The 23,833-nt window shown below is 46.2% G+C and carries 21 protein-coding genes and 2 pseudogenes; 17 read left to right on the top strand and 6 right to left on the bottom strand.

Going from position 1 to position 23,833, the window contains the following annotated elements; translation table 11 throughout:
- The first annotated feature begins 1 nt into the window (after nucleotide 1).
- The 3 genes from EKM92_RS07875 (at nucleotide 2) to EKM92_RS13600 (ending at nucleotide 4,324) form a co-directional block, all read left to right on the top strand.
- Complete coding sequence (locus EKM92_RS07875) at nucleotides 2-3,109, top strand: AAA family ATPase (RefSeq protein ID WP_125709590.1); 3,108 nt, start codon at nucleotides 2-4, stop codon at nucleotides 3,107-3,109.
- Between the two features lie 250 nt (nucleotides 3,110-3,359).
- Nucleotides 3,360-4,079: a hypothetical protein gene (locus EKM92_RS07880; protein ID WP_125709592.1), complete on the top strand. Its 720-nt coding sequence runs from the start codon at nucleotides 3,360-3,362 to the stop codon at nucleotides 4,077-4,079.
- 104 nt (nucleotides 4,080-4,183) lie between these two features.
- On the top strand, nucleotides 4,184-4,324 hold the full coding sequence (locus EKM92_RS13600) for a hypothetical protein (protein ID WP_164509936.1): 141 nt from the start codon (nucleotides 4,184-4,186) through the stop codon (nucleotides 4,322-4,324).
- Between the two features lie 260 nt (nucleotides 4,325-4,584).
- Here the strand turns inward: EKM92_RS13600 and EKM92_RS07885 are convergent, their stop codons facing one another.
- Entirely contained in the window at nucleotides 4,585-6,003 is a 1,419-nt protein-coding gene (locus EKM92_RS07885; protein ID WP_164509937.1) for an MDR family MFS transporter, read from the bottom strand.
- Nucleotides 6,004-6,303: 300 nt separating this feature from the next.
- On the opposite strand from EKM92_RS07885, the pseudogene EKM92_RS07890 reads away from it, so the two are divergent.
- From EKM92_RS07890 to EKM92_RS07900, 3 genes and pseudogenes are all read left to right on the top strand, one after another.
- Nucleotides 6,304-6,845: pseudogene (locus EKM92_RS07890) on the top strand (transposase); the annotation flags it as partial.
- 294 nt (nucleotides 6,846-7,139) lie between these two features.
- The gene (locus tag EKM92_RS07895) at nucleotides 7,140-8,060 is read left to right on the top strand and encodes an SDR family NAD(P)-dependent oxidoreductase (RefSeq protein WP_125709598.1); all 921 of its coding nucleotides are present in this window, start codon (nucleotides 7,140-7,142) and stop codon (nucleotides 8,058-8,060) included.
- 9 nt (nucleotides 8,061-8,069) lie between these two features.
- Nucleotides 8,070-8,489 carry a MarR family winged helix-turn-helix transcriptional regulator gene (locus EKM92_RS07900; RefSeq protein WP_125709600.1) on the top strand — a complete coding sequence of 140 codons (420 nt, stop codon included), beginning with the start codon at nucleotides 8,070-8,072 and terminating at the stop codon, nucleotides 8,487-8,489.
- Nucleotides 8,490-8,623: 134 nt separating this feature from the next.
- Here EKM92_RS07900 and EKM92_RS07905 read toward each other — a convergent pair.
- Nucleotides 8,624-9,124: pseudogene (locus tag EKM92_RS07905) on the bottom strand (helix-turn-helix domain-containing protein); the annotation flags it as partial.
- A gap of 317 nt (nucleotides 9,125-9,441) precedes the next feature.
- Between EKM92_RS07905 and EKM92_RS07910 the strand changes: the two are divergent.
- Together EKM92_RS07910 and EKM92_RS07915 are read left to right on the top strand one after the other, a co-directional pair.
- On the top strand, nucleotides 9,442-9,774 hold the full coding sequence (locus EKM92_RS07910) for an ArsR/SmtB family transcription factor (RefSeq protein ID WP_125709604.1): 333 nt from the start codon (nucleotides 9,442-9,444) through the stop codon (nucleotides 9,772-9,774).
- Complete coding sequence (locus EKM92_RS07915; protein WP_125709606.1) at nucleotides 9,774-10,451, top strand: type 1 glutamine amidotransferase domain-containing protein; 678 nt, start codon at nucleotides 9,774-9,776, stop codon at nucleotides 10,449-10,451. The genes EKM92_RS07910 and EKM92_RS07915 overlap by 1 nt, the downstream gene beginning before the upstream one ends.
- Nucleotides 10,452-10,598: 147 nt before the next feature.
- Here EKM92_RS07915 and EKM92_RS07920 read toward each other — a convergent pair whose 3' ends face one another.
- Nucleotides 10,599-11,252 (bottom strand): MIP/aquaporin family protein, encoded by a 654-nt coding sequence (locus EKM92_RS07920; protein ID WP_125709608.1) that lies wholly within the window; start codon nucleotides 11,250-11,252, stop codon nucleotides 10,599-10,601.
- Nucleotides 11,253-11,636: 384 nt separating this feature from the next.
- Nucleotides 11,637-11,807 (bottom strand): hypothetical protein, encoded by a 171-nt coding sequence (locus EKM92_RS07925; protein ID WP_164509938.1) that lies wholly within the window; start codon nucleotides 11,805-11,807, stop codon nucleotides 11,637-11,639.
- A 300-nt stretch (nucleotides 11,808-12,107) separates the two neighbouring features.
- Here EKM92_RS07925 and EKM92_RS07930 point away from each other — a divergent pair, with 300 nt between their 5' ends.
- From EKM92_RS07930 to EKM92_RS07950, 5 genes are all read left to right on the top strand, one after another.
- Nucleotides 12,108-12,422, top strand: coding sequence for a hypothetical protein (locus tag EKM92_RS07930; RefSeq protein WP_125709612.1), 315 nt, complete (start codon nucleotides 12,108-12,110; stop codon nucleotides 12,420-12,422).
- Nucleotides 12,423-12,830: 408 nt separating this feature from the next.
- On the top strand, nucleotides 12,831-13,478 hold the full coding sequence (locus tag EKM92_RS07935; protein WP_125709614.1) for a WxL domain-containing protein: 648 nt from the start codon (nucleotides 12,831-12,833) through the stop codon (nucleotides 13,476-13,478).
- Between the two features lie 91 nt (nucleotides 13,479-13,569).
- Entirely contained in the window at nucleotides 13,570-14,586 is a 1,017-nt protein-coding gene (locus tag EKM92_RS07940; protein WP_125709616.1) for a WxLIP family cell surface protein, read from the top strand.
- A gap of 5 nt (nucleotides 14,587-14,591) precedes the next feature.
- Nucleotides 14,592-14,909 (top strand): hypothetical protein, encoded by a 318-nt coding sequence (locus tag EKM92_RS07945; protein WP_125709618.1) that lies wholly within the window; start codon nucleotides 14,592-14,594, stop codon nucleotides 14,907-14,909.
- Nucleotides 14,899-17,076 (top strand): Ig-like domain-containing protein, encoded by a 2,178-nt coding sequence (locus tag EKM92_RS07950; RefSeq protein WP_125709620.1) that lies wholly within the window; start codon nucleotides 14,899-14,901, stop codon nucleotides 17,074-17,076. Before EKM92_RS07945 ends, EKM92_RS07950 begins: the two co-directional genes overlap by 11 nt.
- 88 nt (nucleotides 17,077-17,164) lie before the next feature.
- On the opposite strand, the gene EKM92_RS07955 is transcribed toward EKM92_RS07950, so the two are convergent.
- Nucleotides 17,165-17,701 (bottom strand): TetR/AcrR family transcriptional regulator, encoded by a 537-nt coding sequence (locus tag EKM92_RS07955; RefSeq protein ID WP_125709622.1) that lies wholly within the window; start codon nucleotides 17,699-17,701, stop codon nucleotides 17,165-17,167.
- A 113-nt stretch (nucleotides 17,702-17,814) separates the two neighbouring features.
- Here EKM92_RS07955 and EKM92_RS07960 point away from each other — a divergent pair, with 113 nt between their 5' ends.
- The 4 genes from EKM92_RS07960 (at nucleotide 17,815) to EKM92_RS07975 (ending at nucleotide 23,155) form a co-directional block, all read left to right on the top strand.
- A complete protein-coding gene (locus EKM92_RS07960; protein ID WP_125709624.1) occupies nucleotides 17,815-18,609 on the top strand; it encodes a hypothetical protein in 795 nt (264 codons plus the stop codon).
- 201 nt (nucleotides 18,610-18,810) lie between these two features.
- The gene (locus tag EKM92_RS07965; RefSeq protein ID WP_164509939.1) at nucleotides 18,811-19,491 is read left to right on the top strand and encodes a WxL domain-containing protein; all 681 of its coding nucleotides are present in this window, start codon (nucleotides 18,811-18,813) and stop codon (nucleotides 19,489-19,491) included.
- An 89-nt stretch (nucleotides 19,492-19,580) separates the two neighbouring features.
- A complete protein-coding gene (locus EKM92_RS07970) occupies nucleotides 19,581-20,600 on the top strand; it encodes a WxLIP family cell surface protein (RefSeq protein WP_164509940.1) in 1,020 nt (339 codons plus the stop codon).
- 341 nt (nucleotides 20,601-20,941) lie between these two features.
- Nucleotides 20,942-23,155, top strand: a complete 2,214-nt coding sequence (locus EKM92_RS07975) for a hypothetical protein (protein ID WP_125709631.1) — start codon at nucleotides 20,942-20,944, stop codon at nucleotides 23,153-23,155.
- Nucleotides 23,156-23,227: 72 nt separating this feature from the next.
- Here the strand turns inward: EKM92_RS07975 and EKM92_RS07980 are convergent, their stop codons facing one another.
- On the bottom strand, nucleotides 23,228-23,830 hold the full coding sequence (locus EKM92_RS07980) for an NAD(P)H-binding protein (RefSeq protein ID WP_125709633.1): 603 nt from the start codon (nucleotides 23,828-23,830) through the stop codon (nucleotides 23,228-23,230).
- Nucleotides 23,831-23,833 lie beyond the last annotated feature (3 nt).

The raw sequence follows: 23,833 nt of genomic DNA on the forward strand, positions 1-23,833 counted from the left end.
CATGCGCTTAAAACAATTACACATGCAAAACTTTGGACCTTATCGCGATGAGCAAGTGGACTTTGAAGCTTTCGATACCACGCCATTGTTTTTGATCAGTGGGAAAACTGGTGCGGGGAAAACGACGATTTTTGATGCGATGGTGTTTGCGTTGTATGGGACGACCACAGGTGGTGAACGGACTGGCAATGAAATGCGAGCGAACTTTGCGACCCCTGAAGAATCGACTAATGTGACCTTGAGTTTCACTCATGGTGGCCGTGACTACGTGATCACGCGCTCGCCGCAACAGCTTTTAGCGAAGAAGCGCGGTGATGGCCTCACCAATGTTCCAGCCAAAGTCTCGTTGAAAATTTTCGTTGACGGCGCTGAAGTTGATGAATTGACGAAAGTGCAAACCGTCAGTGATCGCATCGACAGTTTATTGCAACTAGACGCTAATCAGTTTCGCCAAATGGTGTTGTTACCACAAGGGAAGTTCCGGCAATTTTTAGATGCGAATTCTGATGCCAAAGCAGATCTGTTGCGGCATTTATTTGGGACAGACCTGTATTTGCGCTGGCAAACCAGCATTCAAACTGCCGCCAAGAAACAAAGCCGCGAGCTAGACGCCAAGCAAGCACGACTCGAAACGTTAAGTTCGCAATTTGATTATGGCGAACATGTACCTTCAGAAACTGCCACGTTAGCGGATAAAATTGAACTGATGTCCGCACAACTCGCGTATCAAACTGAAGCGTTAAATGCTTTGCTGACCCAGTCAACCCAAGCTAAAACGCACTATGATCAAGCCAACGCTGCTTATCAAACTGGCAGTGCCTTGGCACAAGCTTTTCAACGTTTGCATCAAGCCACGGCAGCGTTAGCAGAACTTGATCTTCAAGCCACGCAGTTAGCCGCGCAAACCAAGCACTTGAAAGACTTGCAATGGGCGCATGAATGGCAACCGACTGCTGAACAAATTGCCAAAGCGCAAGTGGATCGGCAAAAGTTGTTGAAGCAAGTCGCTGAGGCAAAAATTTCATTGACCAAAGCACAGCATCAACTTGACGACGCGCAATCACAACAAAAAGAATTGCAAGCACAAAGCCCAGCCATGAAACTTGCAGAACAACAATTATCAAAGCTTGAAGAAACCAAAGCTCAGCTTCAAAAACTCGCAGATCTGCAGGCCACGCAACAACAAGCAGCCGCAACGCAAAAACAATTAGCTTTGCATGCCGATCAAGCGTTGACGCAATTCAATGCGTTGCAAATGCAATTGACTGAAAAGCAACAAGCCTTGGTCGAACTGGCAAAGTCAGATCAAACCACCAAATTGGCTAAGTTAGAAACTTTGACTGCAGGCTTATCTGCAACTGCGCGCAGTTGGCAACAAAGTCGTCAACGCCTAACAGATGCGCAAGCACAACTCACTCAAGCCGAAACAATTGCCAGTCAAGCAGACGCAGCAGCAATTGCAGCTGATGCGCAATATCAACAATTGCACGACCAAAGCCTCACTAATCAAATTGCGGCATTAGTTGGCCAACTTTTCGAAAATGCGCCATGCCCAGTATGTGGAAGTTTAGATCATCCCCATCCCGCAACAGTTGAAGCCGGTCAAATGGTCACCCCTGAAGCGTTGAAACAAGCCGATGCCAAGCGTACAGCCGCATCTTCCGCCTTAGCACAAGCAGAAGCGAATACGGCACGTTTAAATCAACAGCTTTTGCAATTAACGAAAGACGTTGACGACAATGCCCAAGCGATTCAAACGCAAGCCGGGGAGCTCGCGCAAGGCGACGCCGAAGCGACATTAGACGTTTTGCGTCAACAACTGATCACGTTACGAACAGCTCAAAAGCAATGGCAAACGCAAAACGTAGAATTACTCCAACAAGTTGAGACATTGACGACAAAAGTGCAGGCGGCGCAAGTGACCGTCGATGACACCAAAGCGCAGGTACAACAACAAGCGTTGCAACTTGCCGGCTTCACTGCACAAGTAGAAGCGGCAAGTCATGCGCTGGCGGATCCGACGTTAAGCTTGGCTGACATCAACGCCCAGCAACAGACCTTGCAACAGCAGTTGTCAAGTTATGAGCAAGCTACCACTGCCAATACGCAAAGCTTGCAACAAAACAATCAAGCGTTGACGCGTTTGACGACTAGCATTCAAGACCACAACACCCAAATTCAAACGCTTGAAGCGACTGAATCAGCGGCGCAAGCAAAACTGACGCAAGCGTTGCACGCACATGGTGATATGTCTGAAGCAGAGTTCAACGCGTTGATGCAAGCTAGTGGCGAGATCAAAGCGTTACAAACGCAAATTGAAACAGCCAAAACGCAACGTTCACAACAACAGGCGTTGAAAGCTTCTGCTGAAAAGCAAATCGGCGAACGATCAGAACCTGACTTAGAGGCACTCACGCAAGCACGGCAACAAGCTGAATTGGCTAACACGCAAGCGACCCAACAAGCCGCTTCAGCGCAACATGCGTTGACCCAAGCCCAAAGCTTAGTCGCCACGATTCAACAAGAATACGGCGATAATCAAGCGGCGCTACAAGAAAATATCGCCTTGCAAAACCTTGCCGCGGTGGTCAACGGCAACAACGCGCAACGTTTATCGTTGGAGCGCTATGTGCTGCGGACCTACTTACAACAAGTGTTAGTCGTTGCTAACAAGCGTTTAGAAGGATTATCTGATGGCCGCTATCAATTGGCTTTGCATCAAGAGCCTGGCAGTTATAAAAATGATTCTGGTTTGGAAATCGATGTTTATGATGATCAAGTCGGCGAAACCCGCTCAGTGCACACGTTGTCTGGTGGGGAATCGTTTATCGCGGCGCTTGCTTTAGCCTTAGCGTTAGGCGAAGTGATCCAAGAACAAGCAGGCGGGGTATCCATCGATGCGCTGTTCATCGACGAAGGCTTTGGCTCACTGGATCAAAGTTCTTTGGATACTGCGCTTGAAGCGTTAGAGTCGATTGAAGGACAGTCGCGAATGATCGGGATCATTTCTCACGTCGAGTCGTTGCAAACTGGGATCCCTGATCAATTGCGAGTCACACCAACTGGGGCAGGCGACAGTCACATCGACCTTGTGCATTTAGGAGAATAAACGATAGTTAGACGATGATCTCAACTTTACGAGATCATCGTCTTTTTTGAAGCTTAGCATTTTTGCAAGGAATTCATCACCTTTTATTCAACTTTTGACGCGATACTATTCATTGTAGGAGGCGATGTGACATGAAGTTAGCGTTGAAATCGACATTCCTATTGTTTCTAGTCGCAGTGCTCGTCATTGATGGGTATTGGACCGTTCAACACAATTCGCAAACAGAGATCAGAATATCGGAGGCACGCTCATGACCCAACATCAAACCGAAACCATGAACGCATTAAATACTGATATTACCGTAATTTACATTCACAAAGGCGAATCTCCAGTACCGATGGGGCAAACGAACTCAGCCTTGCGTCAATTCTTCGCGGAAATCGATGCCGGCTTCAACGGCAAAGATTCCTTACCTAATCGTCGCTTGCGTCATGAGTTGCCTAATGCCGACTGGCCAACTGCCATGCGTGAGTTGACGCAGGTGATGATGCGAGCGCACGCAGCGACTAACGGTGTGTACGCACCATATCGTCACGGCTTTCAACTGCCTGAAAACTTGGTGCGTGCTTGGATGATTCAAAAAGCCTTCACCGATATTTTGCAACCGTTACTGGATAACGGTCAGTTAGTCGCCGTCGCCTTGCAAGGTGGCGATGATATTTTAGCAGGCGTTGCTAAAGACTCTGACTGGCATTGGGGCTTTGGCTATACCACACCGGCCAACCCTGAACGCTTCGCTTACCATTTTGAATTGCAAAATGCGGCATTAGCGACGGTGAAGGCAGGATTTGAACAATTATCCATTCAAGCTGAAGATTTAATTACCGCAGTGGTTTGGGCCGACGCCGGACTGAAAGAAGATTCAGTTCTGTTCACGCAAACCGCAGAGCGGCAAGGATTACAGGCAGTTTTGGCGAATGGTCGCAAGACTTTGATCACCATCGGTCAGCCGGAAGTTGCGATCGCTTAGCAATCAACCCTTACGTTTGCTAAGAATTCGTGGTATAACAAGAGTGTCGAGAGAGAGCCAACAACCCCCTCAACTCTAATTCTAATGAATAAGAGGCGAGAATCATGGCAAAACTCAGTAAAGCAGAACGCAAGGAACTGATCCAAGAAGCTGAAAAGGAACGCTCCGAGCATCCAGTTAAGAAAACCGAGTCCGGATTTGCTACAATCGACAAAGAAGCCGAGAAGCTCGAAAATGAGAAGTAGTATCCAGATCGTATTCACACGAAGATCCCACCAAGGTTAAACTTGGCGGGATTTTTTGCTGGTGTTTCATTTGATCAATAGGTGGATGTGGAGCTTAATAAGAAGGGCGCTTTTTTCTTAGGTCAGTGGCTTCTGAGTCCTGAAAGTCTTCTATCGTTTTGATTTTGACATAGAGTTCATCAATTTTTTTCAATGGTACCAGTCGGAATGATTTTGAAAATTTCTTGGCTAGGTGGTGTCGTGAATTTCAGTATCGATAGTTAGTTTTTCAGAGCGATTTCAATGCTACTCTTATTTTTCAAGCAAAAGGAAAAAAGCCAGCATAACAATGTGATCAAAAGCGTTGCGGCAAAAGCCCACTGGTAACCGATTTGGTTGGCAAGCTGGGCAGACTGATGCCAAACGTTGGTGGCAATACGCGTCCCGACAGCCGTCGCCGAAACAGTCGCCGCGGTGCCTAGCGCACTGGCGAGCTGGCGCAGTGTGATGATGACCGTACTGCCATGCACCAAATATTGTTTTGGCAACGCATTTAAGCCATAGACGCTCACTGGCATGTAAACCAAGGTGATGCCGATACCACGCAAGCCATAAATGCCAGCAATGAGCCAAGGATTATTGCCAGCATTGAAAAAAATCATTGGAATTGTCGTGATCACGGATAACGTTAATCCGATCACGGCAATTCTTTTGATGCCGATTCGATCATAGATCCGTCCAGAAATCGGTGAACAAATCGCAGTGAGCACTGCACACGGAATGAGAATGAGACCTGATATCGTGGGGCTAAATTTGGCAACACTTTGACCATACAGTGGCAAAATCAGTTCAGGGGCCATTACTGCGGCAGACGTCAGTATGGCTAAGAGGCTGGACAATCGGAATGCAGGGGATTTGAAGACCCGTAATTCAAGTAATGGTTTCACCAATTGATACTGACGTCTCGCAAAGAAGGCAATGGTCACCAAACTTCCCAATAGCATGAGCCCAACTAATTGATCGATGCGACCAATCATGCCGATGCGAGAGAATCCTTCAAGCATCAAGCCAAATCCCAGCATAGAACTCAATAGCGAGGGAATATCAAGCGTATCGGGTTGGGTGTGGGTCACATTTTTCACAAAAAGTAGTCCACAGATAATACCGACGAGAATCAACGGAATTAAGCAGAGAAAAAGCATACGCCAAGAGTAGTGATCCACAATCACCCCTGATACTGTTGGCCCGACGGCAGGACCTAGGTTGATCACAATGCCGGCAATTCCCATCGCTAAACCGCGTTGATTACTGGGAAACATGAGGGTCAAAACATTTTGTACTAAGGGCATGCTGATGCCGACGGCCATGCCTTGCAGCAAGCGTCCTGCCAACAAAACTGGGAAACTTGGCGCAAAGGCTGCCACCAAGACCCCGACCAAGAAAATCGTCATGATGCTTAAAAACAAGTGACGTAGTTGGATGCGGTTAATGAAATAAGCCGCCGCCGGCATCATGATCCCGGCAATCAACATATAACCGGTACTCAACCATTGGGCCTGAGCTTCGGCCACCGACAATTCTCGGGCGATGGTTGGTAATGCATTGTTCATGAGCGTTTCAGAGAAAGTGGTGATAAAGCTCCCAATCAGTAGCGTTGCCATCATTACAGTCTTTGCAGAACGTGACATTGATTTAGACATGATAAAATAACTCCTTGGGCAAATTTGCATCACGAATCAGGACAAAAAAAGCCGGATAAGATATCCGGTCGAAACCGACATCTTATCCGGCGATACTGCCTCCGATGAACGTGGTGCACTGTTCCAGTAATTTTAGCAAAACTGATGATTGTTGACAACCCCTAAGTGTCCGGTTAAAAGTTGTTGTATTTAGTGGCTGGTGAATAATTTGTCCAAGTGATTTGTAACAGTTGCTTAACCTGTTATCTTTGTATAATTAATGCACCGTTTTTCCGGCATATCCGTAATTTCCTATGCAGTTATCGCAACCACACACATCGCGTTGAAAATCGGATCATAAGCTTGAGCCAGCCGGAAATTCGTCCGATCATGCGGGGAAAATCAAAGTCTCCGATTGAATTTGTACCGAAGATCAATGTTTCAATCATGGATGTTGTCATTGATATTGAGCAGTTCTCGTTTAATGCCTTCAACGAAAGTGGCGACCTTGGCTCAACGCTTGATCATTATTACGACGTGCATCCGGACGAGGTGCTGTTGGGACACACTGTATCGAACTCGCGAAAACATCGAGATGTGTGCCAACCTTGGTATTCCGTGTCAGTGGACCGCGGCTTGGACGTAAGCCAGGGCATGTGGATCCAGCGAAGTGCCGGCAAGATCAAGACGCAGAGAACTGTCGCTGCGAAATTGAACGCTGATTCTCGTTCGTAAAAGGCAATCTCGGACTGGATCTGGTCAAAGAGAAGACTGCCGAGACGATTGCGGTTGCCGTAGATACTGGTGTCGTCATGGCAAATTTGGAGAATCTACTCGCAGTCTTAGATGGACCAATTTTAGTGACTGCCAAAAAAATAAAACCGCGGTGAAGATTGATCACAAAGTTATCGTGAATTCAGCTGAAAACGAGGACTAATTCACCACCCCCTATTTACGCGAAGTTTGTTTAACCACATGCTCATCGTTTTATGGCCACCAAAGCAGTCGATAATCTGGCGTAAGAGCTGTATTGTCCAGATGCTATTCACGCGAAGATCACCTCAAGTCAAAATTTGGTGGGATTGTTTTATCAAAAATGCTTGACGAACAAATGGTTAAGTTCTAAACTGTAAACAACTTAACTAAGGAGAACTAATATGAGTGAACATACGATTATCGTGACTGGTGGTAATTCAGGCTTAGGTTATGAAGCCGCCAAGAACATTGCCCACACCAAACAAAACGAAACCATCATCATCGCCAGCCGTAACCAACAAAAAGCAGAAACAGCTCGCAAGCGGATGGTGAACGAAACTGGGAATCACAACATTTTTACGCGGCCATTAGATTTGGGATCGCTGCAATCAGTGCGAGATTTTGCTAGTGACTTCAAGCAAGCCGACTTTCCACCTTTATATGCATTGGTTTGCAATGCTGGCTTGAATCCAACATCGTTGAGTTATACTAAAGAAGGCTTTGAAACTACCTTTGGCGTCAATTATCTGGGACACTTTCTGTTAGTCAACTTGTTGCTGAGCTCAGTGGTTGAGAATGGGCGAATCGTCTTTGTTTCTAGTGACACCCACAATCCGCCGAAGCTGTTTCCTTTCCCGGCGCCGCATTTTGAAGATATTGAACCATTGGCGCATCCTACTGCTGACAGTAATGCCTTACTGCGCTACCCGACGTCTAAATTGTTGGACCTGATGGCAGCTTACATTATTTCGGATAAGGTGGCTGAGCAAACGAACAAGCACATCACGGTCAACGCGTTTAATCCAGGGTTAATGACTGGGACTAACTTGAACGGTGATTCTGGCGCAAACCCCATAATGAAATTCACGATGAACGCTTTCTCGTATTTGATCGGTCGTCATGGGAGTGCAGAAACTTCTGGGCAAGCACTGGCAGAGATGGTAACTGAAAGCCGTTATGCCGGCGTCACTGGTAAATATATTGATCGCGGCAAAGATGCCAAGTCATCGCCAGCCTCTTATGACCGCGCAGCACAAGCAAAGCTTTGGCAGCAAAGCCTGGTACTGGCAGACGTCCAACCAAACGAAACGATTCTAAAATAGGAGTAGCCCATGACAGACGATATCAAGATGACCTATTTGAAAACTATTTTTCAGTTCAAGAACCTGATCAATACTGAATTTGGCCGTGGCAAGCAACATGTGTTGAGCTTGACGGATCTATTGATCTTGCAAGGTATTCAAGCTGGCAAGAGTTCGGTGGAAATCGCGACGGACTTGCGAATCACCAAGGCGGCAGTTTCCCAGTGTACGACTGCATTGGCGAAGAAAGGGCTGATCACGCGCACCACCGATCCGGAGAATCGCAGGAATTTAACCCTAGCGTTGACTGACGAAGGCGTCGCGCAGCTCAATTCGACAGATGCTGAGTTTGATCAAGCTTTCAGCGGTTTTGTTGATGAAATGGGTGAAACTGAACTTCGACAAATGTTAAAACTCATGGATAAGATGTCGACAATTATCGGTGAGTGATACTCATAGGATGAATAATTAGATGCCAAAGTACGGGCGATGTCTCAAATAGACGTCGCCTTTTCTTTTGTTCAAAGGTTGCGTGAAATCATGAACGACGTGGGCATCATTGTGGATTAGTTTTTCAGATATGGTTAGCTGTGCTCGTGCTTCTCATACTCTTTTATCACTAGTATTTTGTTGTAAAGCTCGTCAATGTTCTTAACTGGCAGTCGCCGGTATCGCGAGGGACGCTTCACAATCTGACCGTTTTCGTCTAATTCAGGATCAGGTTCGCCATCTTCGTCGTAAGGAATATCTGGTTCAAAATATCTGAATATCATCTCAAGCTGATCTGCGAGATGGTCTAGTTGGCGTGGACTGAAATCTTCCATCCGGCGCGTTAGTCGATCAACTCGTTCCAGTTTCGGCAGATAGTCGTCGATTCGATCCAGAATTGCCCCAGCACTATGAATGTGCTGCTCCGCAGGCGACCCGAACAAGTCGGCTGCTGTAATATCGAGGGCTTCTGCCAATAAATCGAGAGTTTCGAACGAAGTGTAGCTGACACCACTCTCAATTTCGGAAATGCTTTTTGGAATGATATGCACTTTTTCGGCGAGTTGCTTTTGCGTCATGCTACGTGCTAGGCGAAACTTTTTGACGTTTGGACCAAGTTTTCGATCATCGTGATCACCTCGATTTCATTTTACGAGGCAATTTTCTGAGACACAACTTTTAAGCGGTAGCCGTCTATCTTTGGATGAGACTTGTGATGTTGCTTAAGGTGTTAGGAAGTAACAATGATCTGGGAGGAAGGGATTCTAAAAATCACACGAGGGACAACTCTCGGTGTTGAATCTCTCCGACACCAACAAGTGGTACCGATTTTGTGTGCGTTGTCAATCACGCTTCATTGACAGATAATCGACATTATGGTTTAATGGTTTAAAATATTGAACGGAGAACACGGATGCCTGATTTTAAAGAATTAAAACAAGAATTTGCTGACAGCAGTGATTTCTTAATCGCATTAGGTGATTTGAAACGCCAAGCCATCATCATCAAGTTACTGGAAGCAGAACATATCTGTGATGGCTTGCAAGTGACTGATTTAACCGAAGCAACCGGTCTATCGCGACCAGCTGTATCGCATCATTTGAAAGTTTTGCGGGATGCTAAGTTGATTGATTTTAAGCGCGTCGGGACGAAGAACTATTATTTTTTGGCGCATGATCTGGCGTCGATCAATCAGCTACGTCAAATGTTAAATACTGTTGCGTCAGTGATGGAGGCCCATGTTTAATGAAAAAAGTCTTAATTGCTGAAACCAATGTGACGCGCTATCAAGGCACCAAAGACCCCACTGGTTTGTGGTTAGGTGAGGCGGCAGAATTCGTTGATGAAATGAATCAAGCAGGTGTGGCAGTCGATTATGTCAGTCCCAAAGGCGGATTCGTGCCGCTTGATCCGCGCAGTATGAAGTACACAGATGACGCCATTATGGCTGTTTATGAAGATCCTGATTTTGTGCAACGTGCGCTGGTCAATACGTTGTCACCTGAGCAGGTCAACCCTGAAGATTACGTGGCGATTTATTATACTGGCGGCCATGGCGTAATGTGGGATTTTCCAGATGACCCTAATTTACAAAAGCTGGCATTAGCCATTTATGATCAAGGTGGTTACATTACCTCTGTTTGCCATGGTATCGCTGGTTTGTTAAACATTAAAGATGATCAAGGTCATTACCTGATTGCCGATAAAACCATCACTGGCTTCACGCATAGCGAAGAGATCCTTGCTGGTAAACAATCTGTCGTCCCGTTCTTAAATCAGAAAGTCGCTCAAGCGCATGGTGCAAAGTTCTCCAAGAAACGCTTCTATAAAGAATATGCGGTGAAAGACGGACACTTGTTGACCGGACAAAATCCTTTCTCGGTGCGCGCTGTGGCAAAATTATTATTAAGTGAAATTAAGTAACCAAAAGCCGGCATTCCATCATCGGGAATGCCGGTTTTTGGTTAGGTGAACTAATTGGTGCAGACAGACAAAATCAAAAAGTGCCTCCCAATCACCAGACCGTCAGTCTAACAATTGAGAGGCACTTTAAAATAAACGCTTTATGGTTTAGCCTTCAGTATCCAACAAGAAGCGAGCTGCAAAGGCTGCAACAATGGCACCGACTTCTGGTGCGACGATATACAGCCACAAGTGTTTCAAAGCACTGCCGCCAGCAAATAACGCTGGACCGATGGAACGTGCAGGATTCAAACTCCCACCAGTTAAATTGAGTGCAAATAAGATCAACAATGCTAAGGTGACGCCGATGGTCAAACCAGCAAAGTCAGGATTGCCGAGACGATCGGCAGTGACGGCTAAGATCACCATCAAGAATAAGAAAGTAACCAAAGCTTCCACGAAAAAGGCTGCCCCGACGCTGATTTTTGGAAAGTCGGTTTGTGCCATTTGGCTAGCTGGTAGCTTCAAAGCGCTGGTTGCCACGCGAACGCAAGCAGATGCTGCAATGGCGCCGATGATTTGAGCAATCACATACATCAAGCCTTCTAACGCTGGGGTGCGGCCATTGATCACCATTGCTGTGGTGACGGCAGGGTTGAAGTGACCACCAGAGATGCCACCAAAGGCGTAGGCCGACACCGTGATCGCCAACCCAAAGCCCAACGCGATGGTCAACGCGTTGCCTTTGGCCAGCAACACGGCGCCACTACCCAAAAATACCAACAAGAATGTCCCCATAAATTCTGCGACTAATTTTTGCATCATTATCCTCCTTATGTTACGACTTCAATGATAGCAAATTTCGTGAAAAAATCATATGCAAAATGACGATATATCAAGCGATTGCTACTTTTGATACGGTGAATCATTAAAGGCCACGTAAGTTCCTGAAGTTAAACAAGCGACGATAATTTTTGAGACTTCGGCTACGGGAGTGGTCGGACTAATTTCAAACCACCACTTGATGGCTTGCATGGCCGATGCGGCAAAAAGTCGCGCCTATAGGGTTTGATATTGGACACTGGTTTCGTCAGCGGTCGTGGTAGGTAACGTCTCAAAAATTTTTTCCATTTGCTCAAAAACATTGCTTTCAAGTTTAGGGGGCCACAAAGTCAGGAAAGTTGCGCGCTGCTTGGACAGAGGCATTTAGGCAGCAGGTAATTTCTCTTCGTAGGTCTGAATTTCCGCCGGCGTCAAGGTGAGGTAAGACACATCGATCGAATTTGAAAAGAATTGTAACGTCGCGTCAATTAATGTCGCGCGCAAGGCATACTTGTCGGCGTAGTAATGGTAGAACGTCGATTTGTTGATCTTCATTTCATTGGTGAGGGCGGCAATGGTTAATTTTGAGAAATACTGTTTGTCGATACAGGGAGAAAACCACGCTTAATGGTTGCTTGCGTCTTGACGACCCGTAAGTCGGTAGTCATGCTTGTCACTCCTTTTGCTAGCTTAATTATACTGATATTTTAAATTCAATTGACATGAAAAAGTTGCTTATCCGACTAATTGGTTATTAAAGTTGGTTAAGCAACTTCTGGGGGTGACCTGCTGGTACTAATCATTGCTCGGTCATGATAAAAATAAACTATTGAAAAAAGAAAGCAGGTTCATCAGATGCAAGCATTAAGAATTTATACCATACGCAATCAAGCAATGGCCGATCTTTACTATCATGTTCATTGGCAACGGCATTTGATCAGCCTGCCAAAATACCGGATCCAGGTTGACCAGGTCCAATTGGAACAAGTTAAAACAGCCGATGCGCCTTGTCGGGTATTTGCGTTGGTGCATACTGATGACATGGCGACGTTAAACGACCAATATATGTACAGTGATGACTTTAAAGCCGACATGGCAGGTTATGATATGACGGCGATTTTAAACGTTGAAGAAGTTGAACTGAAGTCTGAGATGAAAGAAATTCACTAAAAAGATGACATCTAAAAATACCAAAACTTGGTGATATTCAGTGACTAAGATTCCCGATTGGGGACTAAATTGCACTGATATTGAAAGAAATACGATGATCAGAGTATGCTAACCTCGTTTCGTTTACACGTTGTGAATCTCTAAAAAGAGAATCCACAACGCTTTTTTTCATTTAAGTGACTTTGAATCGCCGCAATTCAAGTATGTGAGTCAACATCAGCGACACATGATCCGTCTAATAATTTTGATTAAATCAGCTGCTATAACGATTAATTAATAGTAGTATTTGAATTTAGTGATCATAATAGGAAAACTATTTTATATGATAACGCTATCAAAATAATCGCATCCATGGTATAATATAGTTGGTAGGTAGATAAGACATTGACAGAATAGGAGCTGACTGCGATGAAAAAAATGATTGGTATGGCAACCGCTGCCTTCGCCTTGACACTGGCAACAGTGCCTGTCGGAGCAGTGCACGCCATCGATTCACCAGCAGGCTCGACGGCCCAATTTGCCGCGACTCCTGGTGAACTGACGTTAGATGAAATCCCTGACTTACGGTTTACGGATCTGACCGTGGCAGATTTAATTTCAGGCCCCAATGACCTGAGCTTAGTCAATGGAACAGTGGACAAGTTGACTGATGCCAATCAAGGGACGGACCAACTGCAAATTGTTGTGACGGATAACCGCGGGACCAATGAAGGGTGGAAATTGTCTGCTAAAGCGGGGACCTTCCGCTTTGGTGATGGGGATAATCCGGTTGAAACCGCAGATTTAAACGTGACCGGACTGACGTTTGATACAGTGGGTGTTTCCTCAAGTGGGACCACTGCTAATGACTTTATCACTGCGGCATCCATTACTGGTGGCGATACCACAGTGTGGACTGCAGATAATGCCACTACCACAACGCCAAACATTGGGACTGGGGTCAACACGGCTAAAGTTTCCGCAGCAACATTATCTTTGGGACAGTCGCCTAATGCGAAGGCTGGCACTTACCGGGCACCAATCACATGGACATTAACCGCTGGCCCGAACAATTAAGCGTGGCTGATTGAGTCAGGGACAAGGTTCTCTGACTCTTTTCGTTTAAGTCGTCACAACACCTTCAACTTGTGAATTGGGGAGGGAGAATATGCGGAAAATTCATCTCGGATTCTGGATGGTCGTCGTATGGTTGGGCATGATATGTTGCGGATCAGCGCAGCCAGTGCTTGCAACTGGGGCGAGTTTTACCGTGGCTCCTCAACTCACTGCCAATCAAATGGGCAATATCAAAGGTTATTTCAACTTGAAGCTCGCTCCTCAGCAAACTGATCAAATTGCGGTGACGGTGACCAACATCACCAACCAGTCAAAAACGATTCGCGTCCAGCCGGTGAATGCAAGCACTGCTAATAACGGGACGTTGAGTTACGATCCAGGCACCGTAAAAGACCCCAGTGCCAAATATCGCTTTACCGAGTTAGTGACTGATCTCAAACCCGTCACCATCAAGTTACCTGCAAAAACACAAAAGGTAGTCACTTATACTGTAACGATGCCAAAAGCGGCGTTCACCGGTCAGATCCTTGGTGGGTTGCGGGTTGAAGACACAGCAGGTTATGCAGGTAAATCAACAGGGGTCGGCGTGGTAAATCATTTTGCCATGGTTGTAGCCGTGCAATTGCAAAATGATCCAGCCAAAGTAGCCCCAAAGCTGCATCTGCGTGAGGTCAAAGTAGGCGTTCAAGATCATCAAGCAGCAGTGTTAGCGACATTGCAAAATTCTGAACCACGGTTGTTTAATCAGATGTCTTTAAAGGCAAAAGTAACCAAACGTGGTGAAACCAAAGCCTTGATTTCACGCACTGGACAACAATTGAGTATGGCCCCAAACTCTCGGTTTACCTATGCCGTATTCAGTCAAAAAGCCTTAGTTGCTGGTCAATATACCTTGCATATTGATGCGAAAGCACAAGAGTGGCAGTGGCAATTTAGTCGCAATTTTACCATTACCCGGCAACAAGCAGCGACAACTAATCGCAAAGCAAACTTGAAAGTTGACCGCAAGTGGCAATGGGTATGGTTTGTGATCGTGAGCTTACTTGTGTTGATCGCTATCTTATTGTTTTTATTACTGCGTCGACGTCATCAGTCAAAAAAGGAATGAGAGGTATGAAAAAATTAGGGAAAATTTGGTTGCTATTGGCGGTGATTTTTAGTTTTAGTGCGCCAGTGACGGTATTGGGTCAAACCTCAACGGCCACTGCACAGTTTCAAGTCTTGCCTAGTCCGACTGATCATGAGCAGTTGCCTGACGCTTCAGCGAATCCACCGCAGGCATCGAATTCGTCAAAGCTTCCAGGCACACCGTCGACTTTGCCGCAAACTGGGAGTTCGCAGTTGCAGATCGTTGGGTGGTTGGTGTTAGTCGTGATCAGTGAACTCGGTTTATTGTGGCATCAAGAAAGGAGGCGCCAGCATGAGGATTAAAAAAATATGGATCATGACCTTGTTGATCTTGATCGGCTTGACGCCTTTGAGTAGTGTGGTTCAGGTTAATGCTGATGTTGCTGGCAGTATCGTCCCTCCAGTTTCCACCTTAGCGACTAGTCCCGGCGGCACTGGTGAACCGAGCAGATTTGTAACCCCAGGTACCCTCGGAACAGCTTCTGGACAATACAGCAGCCCATTGAATTGGCAATCACCGATCAGCACGACGACAAATACGCAATATGCGGTTTTACATCCTAACCAAACTGTGAAAGTTTATAGTCGTTATTACTATACTGGTGCCGGGCAGGTGCGCTATCGGACGGCTTTTCAAAAACCAGGCTCTTTCACAGTTTCTCCAGAAAGCCAGCTTTTGTCAGGGACGAATCAAGCCGGCATGGTGACGGCTTTAGATAACAATGATCCTGTGTTACAGGCGAATCAAGCACCACAGTATTCCGCCAACGTTGGTTATGAGTTAACGGCGCCAGAAGTTTCATCGCCAACCTGGGTGTACTTTCAATCGATGTATCGAGGTAGTGACTGGATAGCCAATTATGTCGGTTCTAGAATCTTTGCGATTTTAGTGTTACCGACTGATTTTCAATATCAGAACTCGTTAAGTGCGTCGGTGATTTTCTCAGGACTTTCATTAACCGCTAGCACGACCACCAGTATCCCCGGGGTGACGCCAAGTTTCACGACAACGACGACCAGTGGGGCCGGCACTTGGGGTGTGGTCAACGGGATCAATCGCTTTGATGCCGCTGGCGTAGGGATCACAACGGCAACGTATGCACTGCCTGTGAGTGCACCTTGGCCAAACAGTGGGACCACAACGAATTTTGGCAATACGCAAACAGCGTACATTGGTAAACTCAATGATCAAACCGCAACAGTCGGCACGCCTGCGACTTTCACGCTCCAACTCCCTGATGGCTTGACGGCAAGTGATGTGCTTTGGTTCGTTGGCACGACGCAATTAAGTGGTACTCAAGGTACAGTGACCACGCCACCGACCACGATCGAACAAAACAATGCGCAAGTGAGGGCGATTATTGGGAATGTCTACCAAAATGGTCAATCAATTGCACAAAGTGTCGCGGCTTATGCCAATTTATATGTAACAGACGCGACCCTAGACCTGACAACGACGTCTCCAATCGTATATTCCGGTTCACAAGTTCCAACTGGAAGCAATCAAGTACAAGCAGCCGCCACTTGGGGTGAACAGCCGACAAACAATGTCACTTGGACCGTTGACGATCCATCGTTAGCCACCATTGATGCGCATAGTGGATTACTCACTGCCAACACCACCGGGAAAACTGGCACTGTGACGATTATTGGAACTTATCAAAATGGATCAGTGCAGCAGACGGCAACGGTGCCAGTGACTGTCGCACGCCAGCCTGAAACTCAGTTAGTGACTGTTGATAGCAACTTCACGCTCACTGCACCAGCAGTCAGCAGTGGCAGTTATCAATGGCAACGTTTTGATGCAAGCACCCAACAATGGCAAAATATTGCAAATGCTACTAGTCAAACTTATCAAAGTACCGCTTCTCTTGCAGATGATGGCGCGCAATTCAGAGTGAGGACAACACACAATCAAGTGACTATAATCAGCAATCCGACCACCTTGATTGTCAATCCAGCAGGCCTGGCCTTCTTGAATGTGCCTGATTATCAGTTTGCGGCATTAAATAGCGCTGGCACTTGGGAAAATCCTAAAGTCGCGGAATTGATTGCAGGCAAATATCGTGGTAGTGCGACGATCAATTGGGATGAGCCTTCAGCTTCTGCAGACACTTGGTTGCTGCCACAAACTGCTGATCCAGTGGTGATCGCAGATAGTATCGGTAACGGTTTTAAACTCAATGTGAGCCTATCCCCATTTAAATCTGGAAACGATGCTTATCTTACCGATGATCAAGGTGGTTCAGTTGCGATCGCCTTTGGTTTGAATGATGGGAGTCAGTGGCAAGCAACGGAAATTTTTGATGATGATGAACCGGTCAACATTTATAGTGGGGATGCGACAGACCCTAGTACTGGCCGCGCGACGTTAGCTTATCAAACCAGGTTGTCACTTGATCGACTGCCTCATGTCTTAGCGGCGCAATATTCATCTGCAATAACCTGGACCTTAGTGGATGCGCCGTAGAGATTCAGGTAAATGTCGTTTAATTCACCAAGCACCTATCAGGTTAAGTCAAAGCTGACTTAGGCTGATAGGTGTTTTTAGTTCATTGTCATGATAACTGGGCAAGGGTGCTGGCTAATAGCTTCCGATTGGTTTTGACGACTGTTCCATAGTCAATTGTTGATTCGTGATCAAACCAATACACATAAGCATTGATCAATCCAGCGGCGGCATATTGCAAAATCAACTGCTGTGACGCTGCCGGTCGACCAGCAATCAGTTGACTAGCAAACGTCTCAACGAGCATTTGGGTGAGTTGCGGGATCAAATCGGATTGTTGAGGATGTTGGCACAAGTAGCGAAACGCTTTAAAGTTTGCCATCAAGATTTGATCGAAAATCGTTAATAAAGAATCCGGATCCATTTTGCCTGCGTGGATGGCATGCGTGACTTGTTCGGCCATATCTTCTTGATAGTCACTGAAAATATCGCTGACCTGGTCATAGTGAATATAAAAAGTTCGGCGCGTCACGCCTGCTTGTCGACATAATTCGGAAACAGAAATTTCGTCAATAGGCTTATGATCCAGTAATGCAAAAAGTGCCTGACGAAAAGCTGTGCGGGTTTTCTTAACGCGTCGATCCATGGCCATACCTCCAAAAAGTTCACTGTTAGTATACACTTTTCCTATGATGTGTCACGCAACCTCGTGATGGCGGCAATATACTGGTATCCAGTTCAATATCAGGAGGGATTTATATGTGGTCGTTATTACACAGTTTGTTTGGCACATTCAATGGGACAACTTATCAAGTAAATGATTTTGTCACGGCGTTAACGCCAGGCGCTGAGCATTTTACTCGGACGTTAGTGGTGGCAGGGTTGACCTTTGCCATTGGATTTATTGAATATATTTATAGCTTCTTTTTGGTGCGGCGGGAAGCCAAGTCACCTTATAACTTGTTGATGCACTCATTTTACTTTGCCATCGATTCAATGGGGATCTTCGTGTTTGCACTAGCCGCGCATGCCACGCACGGCTTTTGGGTGTTTGGCTTTGCTTCTGCGGCAGAAGTAGTTTGGACGTTGTTTGAAGTCTACAATCTCGTCAAGTGCGTGTATGTGGAACGTGAAGACGTTTGGGGAGCGAACGTGACGACTGGTTCTGCATGGTTACGCGTATGCGGTTGGGTGTTGGTGATGGTCGTTACCGTCAACTTATTCCGTGTCTTTATGAACGATCCGGCAATGTTGAAATGGTATATTTTCACTAATATATTGATGGGAATCATGCCAGGACTTTATTGGGAGAAGCGTGGGACGCGCTTGGGTGCAAGCTTTGGTTTAGCAATCGTGATCTTAGTAGGGACAATCAACTCATTCACGCCGATCAACATGTGGTCGAGCATCAGTCCGTACTTCAGCATGCAAAATAATCCTTGGTTTTATGTCGTTGGGATCGTGGCCATCGGTTTTGCGATCCGGGCGTTAGTGGTATTACATCGCTTGCCGCAAAAGCCTGCCCAGCTTAATAGCAAGAAAACTATTTGGTAAGTTATCACGTCAACCTTGATTTTTATTGAGGCTGATTTTTTTGAAAATTATGACAACTGAATTAGCGATTTAATAAATCTGATATTGTTGCCACTTTATCTTGAAAAATATTTTATACAAAATACTTTTGCATTACGTATAAAAATGGTAATATAGCAGTGTTAGATGATAAGTACATAAATGGTTTGGGGGATGAACAATTTGAAAAAAACAATGAGTATTGTCACCGCTGCTTTGGCGCTTGGATTGGCTTTCGTGCCAGTTGCTTCCGTCCACGCTGATGACACAGATAGTAAAAATACGACCGCCCAGTTTGGCGTTAGTGGGGGGACTATTACCATCGATGAAGTCCCTGATTTACGCTTTAATGATATTACGGTTGAAAAGGCGGTTTCTACCGGTGATGACTTGAAGTTGTCAAGTGGCACGGTTGATCAATTGACTGGTGCAACCGATGGGAAAGCGAACACCCAGATTAAAGTTACCGATAATCGCGGGACTAACGAAGGCTGGAGTTTGTCTGCACAAACTGGTCAATTCTTATTTGGTTCTGGGACTGCGACGTCCCCAGCAGATATCAACGTTACTGGGATTACGTTTAACACTGTAGGCGTGTCATCAACCGGTGCGAGTGCTAATGCCTTTATCACTACAGGTTCGATTACGGATTCTGGGACAGTATTATGGACAGCGGATGATAGTCGAACTGCAACGACCCAAAATTATGGGACTGGGACCAATACCGCTAAAGTGACTGACGCGACGTTGGCACTTGCGCAGTCGAAGAATGCTAAAGCCGGAACGTATCGTGCACCAATCACATGGACGTTAACAACTGGCCCAGACGGTAGCGACACCAATTCTACTGGTAGCGGTAATTAAGTGTGGCTTTAATTAAGTCAGGGACAGTTGTCTCTGGCTTTTTTCATATAAATCTAGTGATATACAGTTTGTGAATGATGGGGGAAAGTATGCGAAATTTTTTTCACGGAATTGGGTTAGTTGTGGCGATGTTTGGATTGGCAATGCTCTTCCATGCCCAGCCAGTACAGGCGACTGGGGCAAGCTTTACCGTCGCACCACAGTTAACGGCCCAACAGACGGGCGGTATTAAAGGTTATTTCAACTTAAAACTGGCACCACAACAAACCAATCGCTTAGCAGTAACCATCACGAATCTCACCAACAAGGCCAAGACGCTACAAGTGCAACCAGTGAATGCCAGCACGACTGACGGCGGGATGTTGAGTTATGATCCTGGAACTGCAGGAGACACCAGTGCAAAATACCGCTTCACGGATTTGGTGGCAAATCCCAAACCCATCACCGTGAAAGTGCCGGCAAACGCACAACAAGTAGTCAGCTACCAAGTGACGATGCCTAAACAGGCATTAACTGGACAAATTCTCGGCGCTTTGCGAGTTGAAGATACTGCTGGCTATGATGGTAGTAATTCCAAAGGTATTGGCCTAACCAATCACTTTGCGATGGTAGTTGCCGCTCAGTTGCAAAACGATCCCACACAAGTTGCCCCTAAACTGCACTTGCGTCAAGTTAAACCCGGTATTCAAGATCATCAAGCCGCAGTATTGGCCACGATTCAAAATTCAAAGCCGCGCCTGTTTAACCAATTGTCAATGAAGATGAAGGTGACGAAACGCGGCGACACGAAGACTGTGATTTCACGGCAAGGTCAAAATATGACCGTGGCACCAAATTCACATTTTACTTATGCGGTGTTTAGTGAAAAAGCTTTAGTGGCTGGCGATTACACCTTGCATGTCACCGCCAAGGCGCAAGGTTGGAAATGGCAATTTACTCGTAATTTCACCATCACGCGTGTACAAGCCGCAACAACTAACCGTAAGGCTAATCTCAAAGTTGAGCATCATATTCCATGGTTATGGATCATCATTGGCATTTTAGTCTTAGTGATCATCTTCTTGTTGATTTTGTTATTACGTCGGAATCGCAAGTCAGAAAAGGACTGAAGGGAATGAAAAACTAGGTCAATTCTGGTTGTTGCTAGTGTTGCTGTTCTGTTTTGCAACGCCGTTGACAGTTCATGGTCAAACCTCATCCTCAACTGCCCAGTTTCAAGTCTTACCAAGTCCTACTAAGATCGATCACAAATCAGGTCAATCTACCAATAGGCATGCGGGAAGCAAGTCTGCAGCTACTAAGCAGAATAGTCATCAACCTACGAGACTTCCGGGTAATCGTGACCGCTTGCCACAAATGGGCGATGTTCAGTTACAAGTGATTGGGTGGTTGGTTTTAGTGGTAGTATTAGAACTGGGATTGCTGTGGCATCAAGAAAGGAGGCGTCAACATGAAGTTTAAGAAAACTTGGTTGATCGGCTTTGTCGTGTTGTTGAGTATGGTGACTGGTAGTCGCATCGAGCATGTTGACGCTGACATTGCAGGGAGTATTGTGCCACCAGTGTCAACGGTCCCGACGACCGCATATAGCAGCTTGATGGCTCCGATAAATTTTATTCCCCAAGGGTCGCTTGGCACTAGTTCTGGACAATACAGTAGTGCCTTGAATTGGCAGTCACCGGATAGTACTCAGGCGTCAGCTCGATATGCAGTGTTGTTCCAAGGTCAAAGTGTCAATGTTTATACCCGTTATTATTACGGTGGAGCAGGTCAAGTGAAATATAAAAATATGCTACGCGTCACGGGCAACCCGACGTCGAAGTCCGGTGAAAGCATAGATTTATCAAGCACGAACCAAACTAATGTTACGGCGCTTACCAATAGCGATCCTGTCTTAAAAAATGCTTCTGTGCCAAGTAAATCTGCCAATATTGGTTATCGCTTGACTGCACCAAAAGTTTCCGCCCCAACATGGGTATATTTCCAATCGATGTTTACAAGCAACGACTCGAATGCATCATATGCCGGTTCCACGATTTTTGCGATGTTAGTGTTGCCAACCAACTATAAATATACAACCTCGTTGGATCAAAAGGTGATTTTTCCAGGATCATTTATGAATGCTACCCCCACTACGATTGATGGCGTTACACCTAGTTTCGCCACCAGTACCACTAGCGGTGCCGGAACTTGGGGAATTGTTGGTGGGGTAAATCGATTCACCCCTACTGCACTGGGAACAACCACGGCAACTTTTGTGTTTCCAGTCAGCGTGCCATGGCCCGCAAGCAGTGGGACCCAAGTAAACATTGATGATCCTTCAATTGCCTACATTGGCCAGCTCGATGATCAAACTGTTTCTTTAAGTTCAGATGCCAAATTTGAACTTCAGCTGCCCAGCGGCTTGACGGCTGGTAGTAGCACTTGGCTCTTGAACGAGTATACGTTTTTGGGAAGTGGTACTGATTCCATAACAGTTTCGCCTAGCAAGCAAAAATTAGCTGATGACACGGACTATCCGATAAGAGCACTTGTTACTGTTAATCAAAACGGAGTGTCAATTGCCTCAGGGGTGCCGGCAACTGCAAAATTGCACGTTGTTTCTGCCTCACTGGCAGTGGACGTGTCATCACCGATTATCTACACCGGTGATGATGTCCCAACAGGTAGCAATCAGTCGCAAGCATCTGCTACTTGGGGAGGACAATCAACTTCTGATGTGAAGTGGTCCGTTGACAACACCTCTCTGGCAACGATTGATGCGACCAGCGGCAAGCTGACCGCCAATACAACTGGGGATACCGGTACTGTCAAAGTGACGGGGACTTATCTAAATGGCACGACCACGGAATCTAAAACTACTAATGTGATCGTTGCGCGCCAGCCTGACACGAAAGCTGTCACAACTGGCAGCAGTTATACGTTAAGCGCACCAGCCGTGTCAGGCAGTACTTATCAGTGGCAACGTTATGATGCCGCCACAAAACAATGGCAAAATATTTCCGGTGCCACCGATCAAGATTATAAAGCTACAGCAGCCACGGCTGATGATCAAGCACAATTCCGCGTGGTATTGACCAATAACGGCAACACCACAATCAGTAATCCGACTACTTTGTTCGTCAATCCCGCAGGTCTAGCTCTGCTGAGCGTTCCTGATTATTATTTTTACACTTTAAATAGCACTGGAAGTATGAATGCACCAACGGTTGATGATTTGATCATGGGCAAGTATGCTGGCAGTGCCAACATTAATTGGAACGATTTAACGACTGCCGCTAATAACTGGTTAGTGTCGAAGAGCCCCGATCCTAATCTTGATCCTGATCCAATAGTAGTTTCTGATGCGAGTGCAACTAGCTTTAATCTTAGCGTGTCAATGTCGCCCTTCAGAACAACCGATGATAGTGCTTATTTAACCAACGCTGATGGCGGTTCAGCAGCGATTGCCTTTGGTTTAAAAGATGGGACGAATTGGACGCAGTCAGAGGTTTTTGATGACAATCAATCCGCAACAGTACTTACTTCTGGCAAAACGGATCCAAGTACAGGTCGTGCAACGTTAGACTATCAGGCGTTATTAGCTTTTAATCGCATCCCTGTGGTGAGAGCTGGACGATATGGTTCGAGTCTTACCTGGACGTTGGCAAATACGCCACAATAACATTTAGCACTAAAAAGGCACCAAGATTTGAAATCGTGATGATTTCTGAATCTTGATGCTTTTTTGATTAGGTTAAGCTTCAGGTGTGTTCAGCCCGATGCTTTGGCGGTGCCCAAAGTCAGGTTCCGTAAAGGCGCGGCGTACCACGTCCGCGATACTTGAAACTGACACATACATGCCGCCGAATGGTTCACCTTTTTTCGTCATTTGATAATTGATGGGACCATCGGTGAACCAGCCGGGACGCAAAACAGTGTAATTCAAATCACTTGCTTCCACAATATCTGCGGAACGACGATAACGTGGCAGAATCGCGCTGTCGTCGAGATTGTCAGTAGGAATATTCGCAGGGACTTCGTTGTAGATGCCAACAGAGCTGATCAACACCACGCGCGTGATATGAGCTTGTTGCATCACATACACAACTTGTTGGGTGATTTTGTCGATTGGGCCACTGACGGCGATCAACACGCCATCGACGCCCTTCATTGCGTTTAATAAGTCGGCTAAGCGCAGCGCATCGCCATCAATGACGGTTTGTTGGTGATCAGAGCGTAGGCGTTGAGTGGCGTGGCGGGCAAACAACACCAGTTGATTCGAAGTATCTTTGCGTAAAGCTTTGGTGGTGGCACGACCGACAGTGCCAGTGGCGCCGATAATTAAAAATTTAGACATGTG

Origin of the sequence: Lacticaseibacillus porcinae, from assembly GCF_003946305.1 — a bacterium.
GTDB classification, from domain to species: domain Bacteria; phylum Bacillota; class Bacilli; order Lactobacillales; family Lactobacillaceae; genus Lacticaseibacillus; species Lacticaseibacillus porcinae.

What these genes read in the sequence shown, in the direction of transcription:
- EKM92_RS07875 (WP_125709590.1), top strand. Translation starts at nt 2, where the DNA reads ATGCGCTTAAAACAATTACACATGCAAAACTTTGGACCTTATCGCGAT.
- EKM92_RS07880 (WP_125709592.1), top strand. Translation starts at nt 3,360, where the DNA reads ATGACCCAACATCAAACCGAAACCATGAACGCATTAAATACTGATATT.
- EKM92_RS13600 (WP_164509936.1), top strand. Translation starts at nt 4,184, where the DNA reads ATGGCAAAACTCAGTAAAGCAGAACGCAAGGAACTGATCCAAGAAGCT.
- EKM92_RS07885 (WP_164509937.1), bottom strand. Translation starts at nt 6,003, where the DNA reads ATGTCTAAATCAATGTCACGTTCTGCAAAGACTGTAATGATGGCAACG.
- EKM92_RS07895 (WP_125709598.1), top strand. Translation starts at nt 7,140, where the DNA reads ATGAGTGAACATACGATTATCGTGACTGGTGGTAATTCAGGCTTAGGT.
- EKM92_RS07900 (WP_125709600.1), top strand. Translation starts at nt 8,070, where the DNA reads ATGACAGACGATATCAAGATGACCTATTTGAAAACTATTTTTCAGTTC.
- EKM92_RS07910 (WP_125709604.1), top strand. Translation starts at nt 9,442, where the DNA reads ATGCCTGATTTTAAAGAATTAAAACAAGAATTTGCTGACAGCAGTGAT.
- EKM92_RS07915 (WP_125709606.1), top strand. Translation starts at nt 9,774, where the DNA reads ATGAAAAAAGTCTTAATTGCTGAAACCAATGTGACGCGCTATCAAGGC.
- EKM92_RS07920 (WP_125709608.1), bottom strand. Translation starts at nt 11,252, where the DNA reads ATGCAAAAATTAGTCGCAGAATTTATGGGGACATTCTTGTTGGTATTT.
- EKM92_RS07925 (WP_164509938.1), bottom strand. Translation starts at nt 11,807, where the DNA reads ATGAAGATCAACAAATCGACGTTCTACCATTACTACGCCGACAAGTAT.
- EKM92_RS07930 (WP_125709612.1), top strand. Translation starts at nt 12,108, where the DNA reads ATGCAAGCATTAAGAATTTATACCATACGCAATCAAGCAATGGCCGAT.
- EKM92_RS07935 (WP_125709614.1), top strand. Translation starts at nt 12,831, where the DNA reads ATGAAAAAAATGATTGGTATGGCAACCGCTGCCTTCGCCTTGACACTG.
- EKM92_RS07940 (WP_125709616.1), top strand. Translation starts at nt 13,570, where the DNA reads ATGCGGAAAATTCATCTCGGATTCTGGATGGTCGTCGTATGGTTGGGC.
- EKM92_RS07945 (WP_125709618.1), top strand. Translation starts at nt 14,592, where the DNA reads ATGAAAAAATTAGGGAAAATTTGGTTGCTATTGGCGGTGATTTTTAGT.
- EKM92_RS07950 (WP_125709620.1), top strand. Translation starts at nt 14,899, where the DNA reads ATGAGGATTAAAAAAATATGGATCATGACCTTGTTGATCTTGATCGGC.
- EKM92_RS07955 (WP_125709622.1), bottom strand. Translation starts at nt 17,701, where the DNA reads ATGGATCGACGCGTTAAGAAAACCCGCACAGCTTTTCGTCAGGCACTT.
- EKM92_RS07960 (WP_125709624.1), top strand. Translation starts at nt 17,815, where the DNA reads ATGTGGTCGTTATTACACAGTTTGTTTGGCACATTCAATGGGACAACT.
- EKM92_RS07970 (WP_164509940.1), top strand. Translation starts at nt 19,581, where the DNA reads ATGCGAAATTTTTTTCACGGAATTGGGTTAGTTGTGGCGATGTTTGGA.
- EKM92_RS07975 (WP_125709631.1), top strand. Translation starts at nt 20,942, where the DNA reads ATGAAGTTTAAGAAAACTTGGTTGATCGGCTTTGTCGTGTTGTTGAGT.
- EKM92_RS07980 (WP_125709633.1), bottom strand. Translation starts at nt 23,830, where the DNA reads ATGTCTAAATTTTTAATTATCGGCGCCACTGGCACTGTCGGTCGTGCC.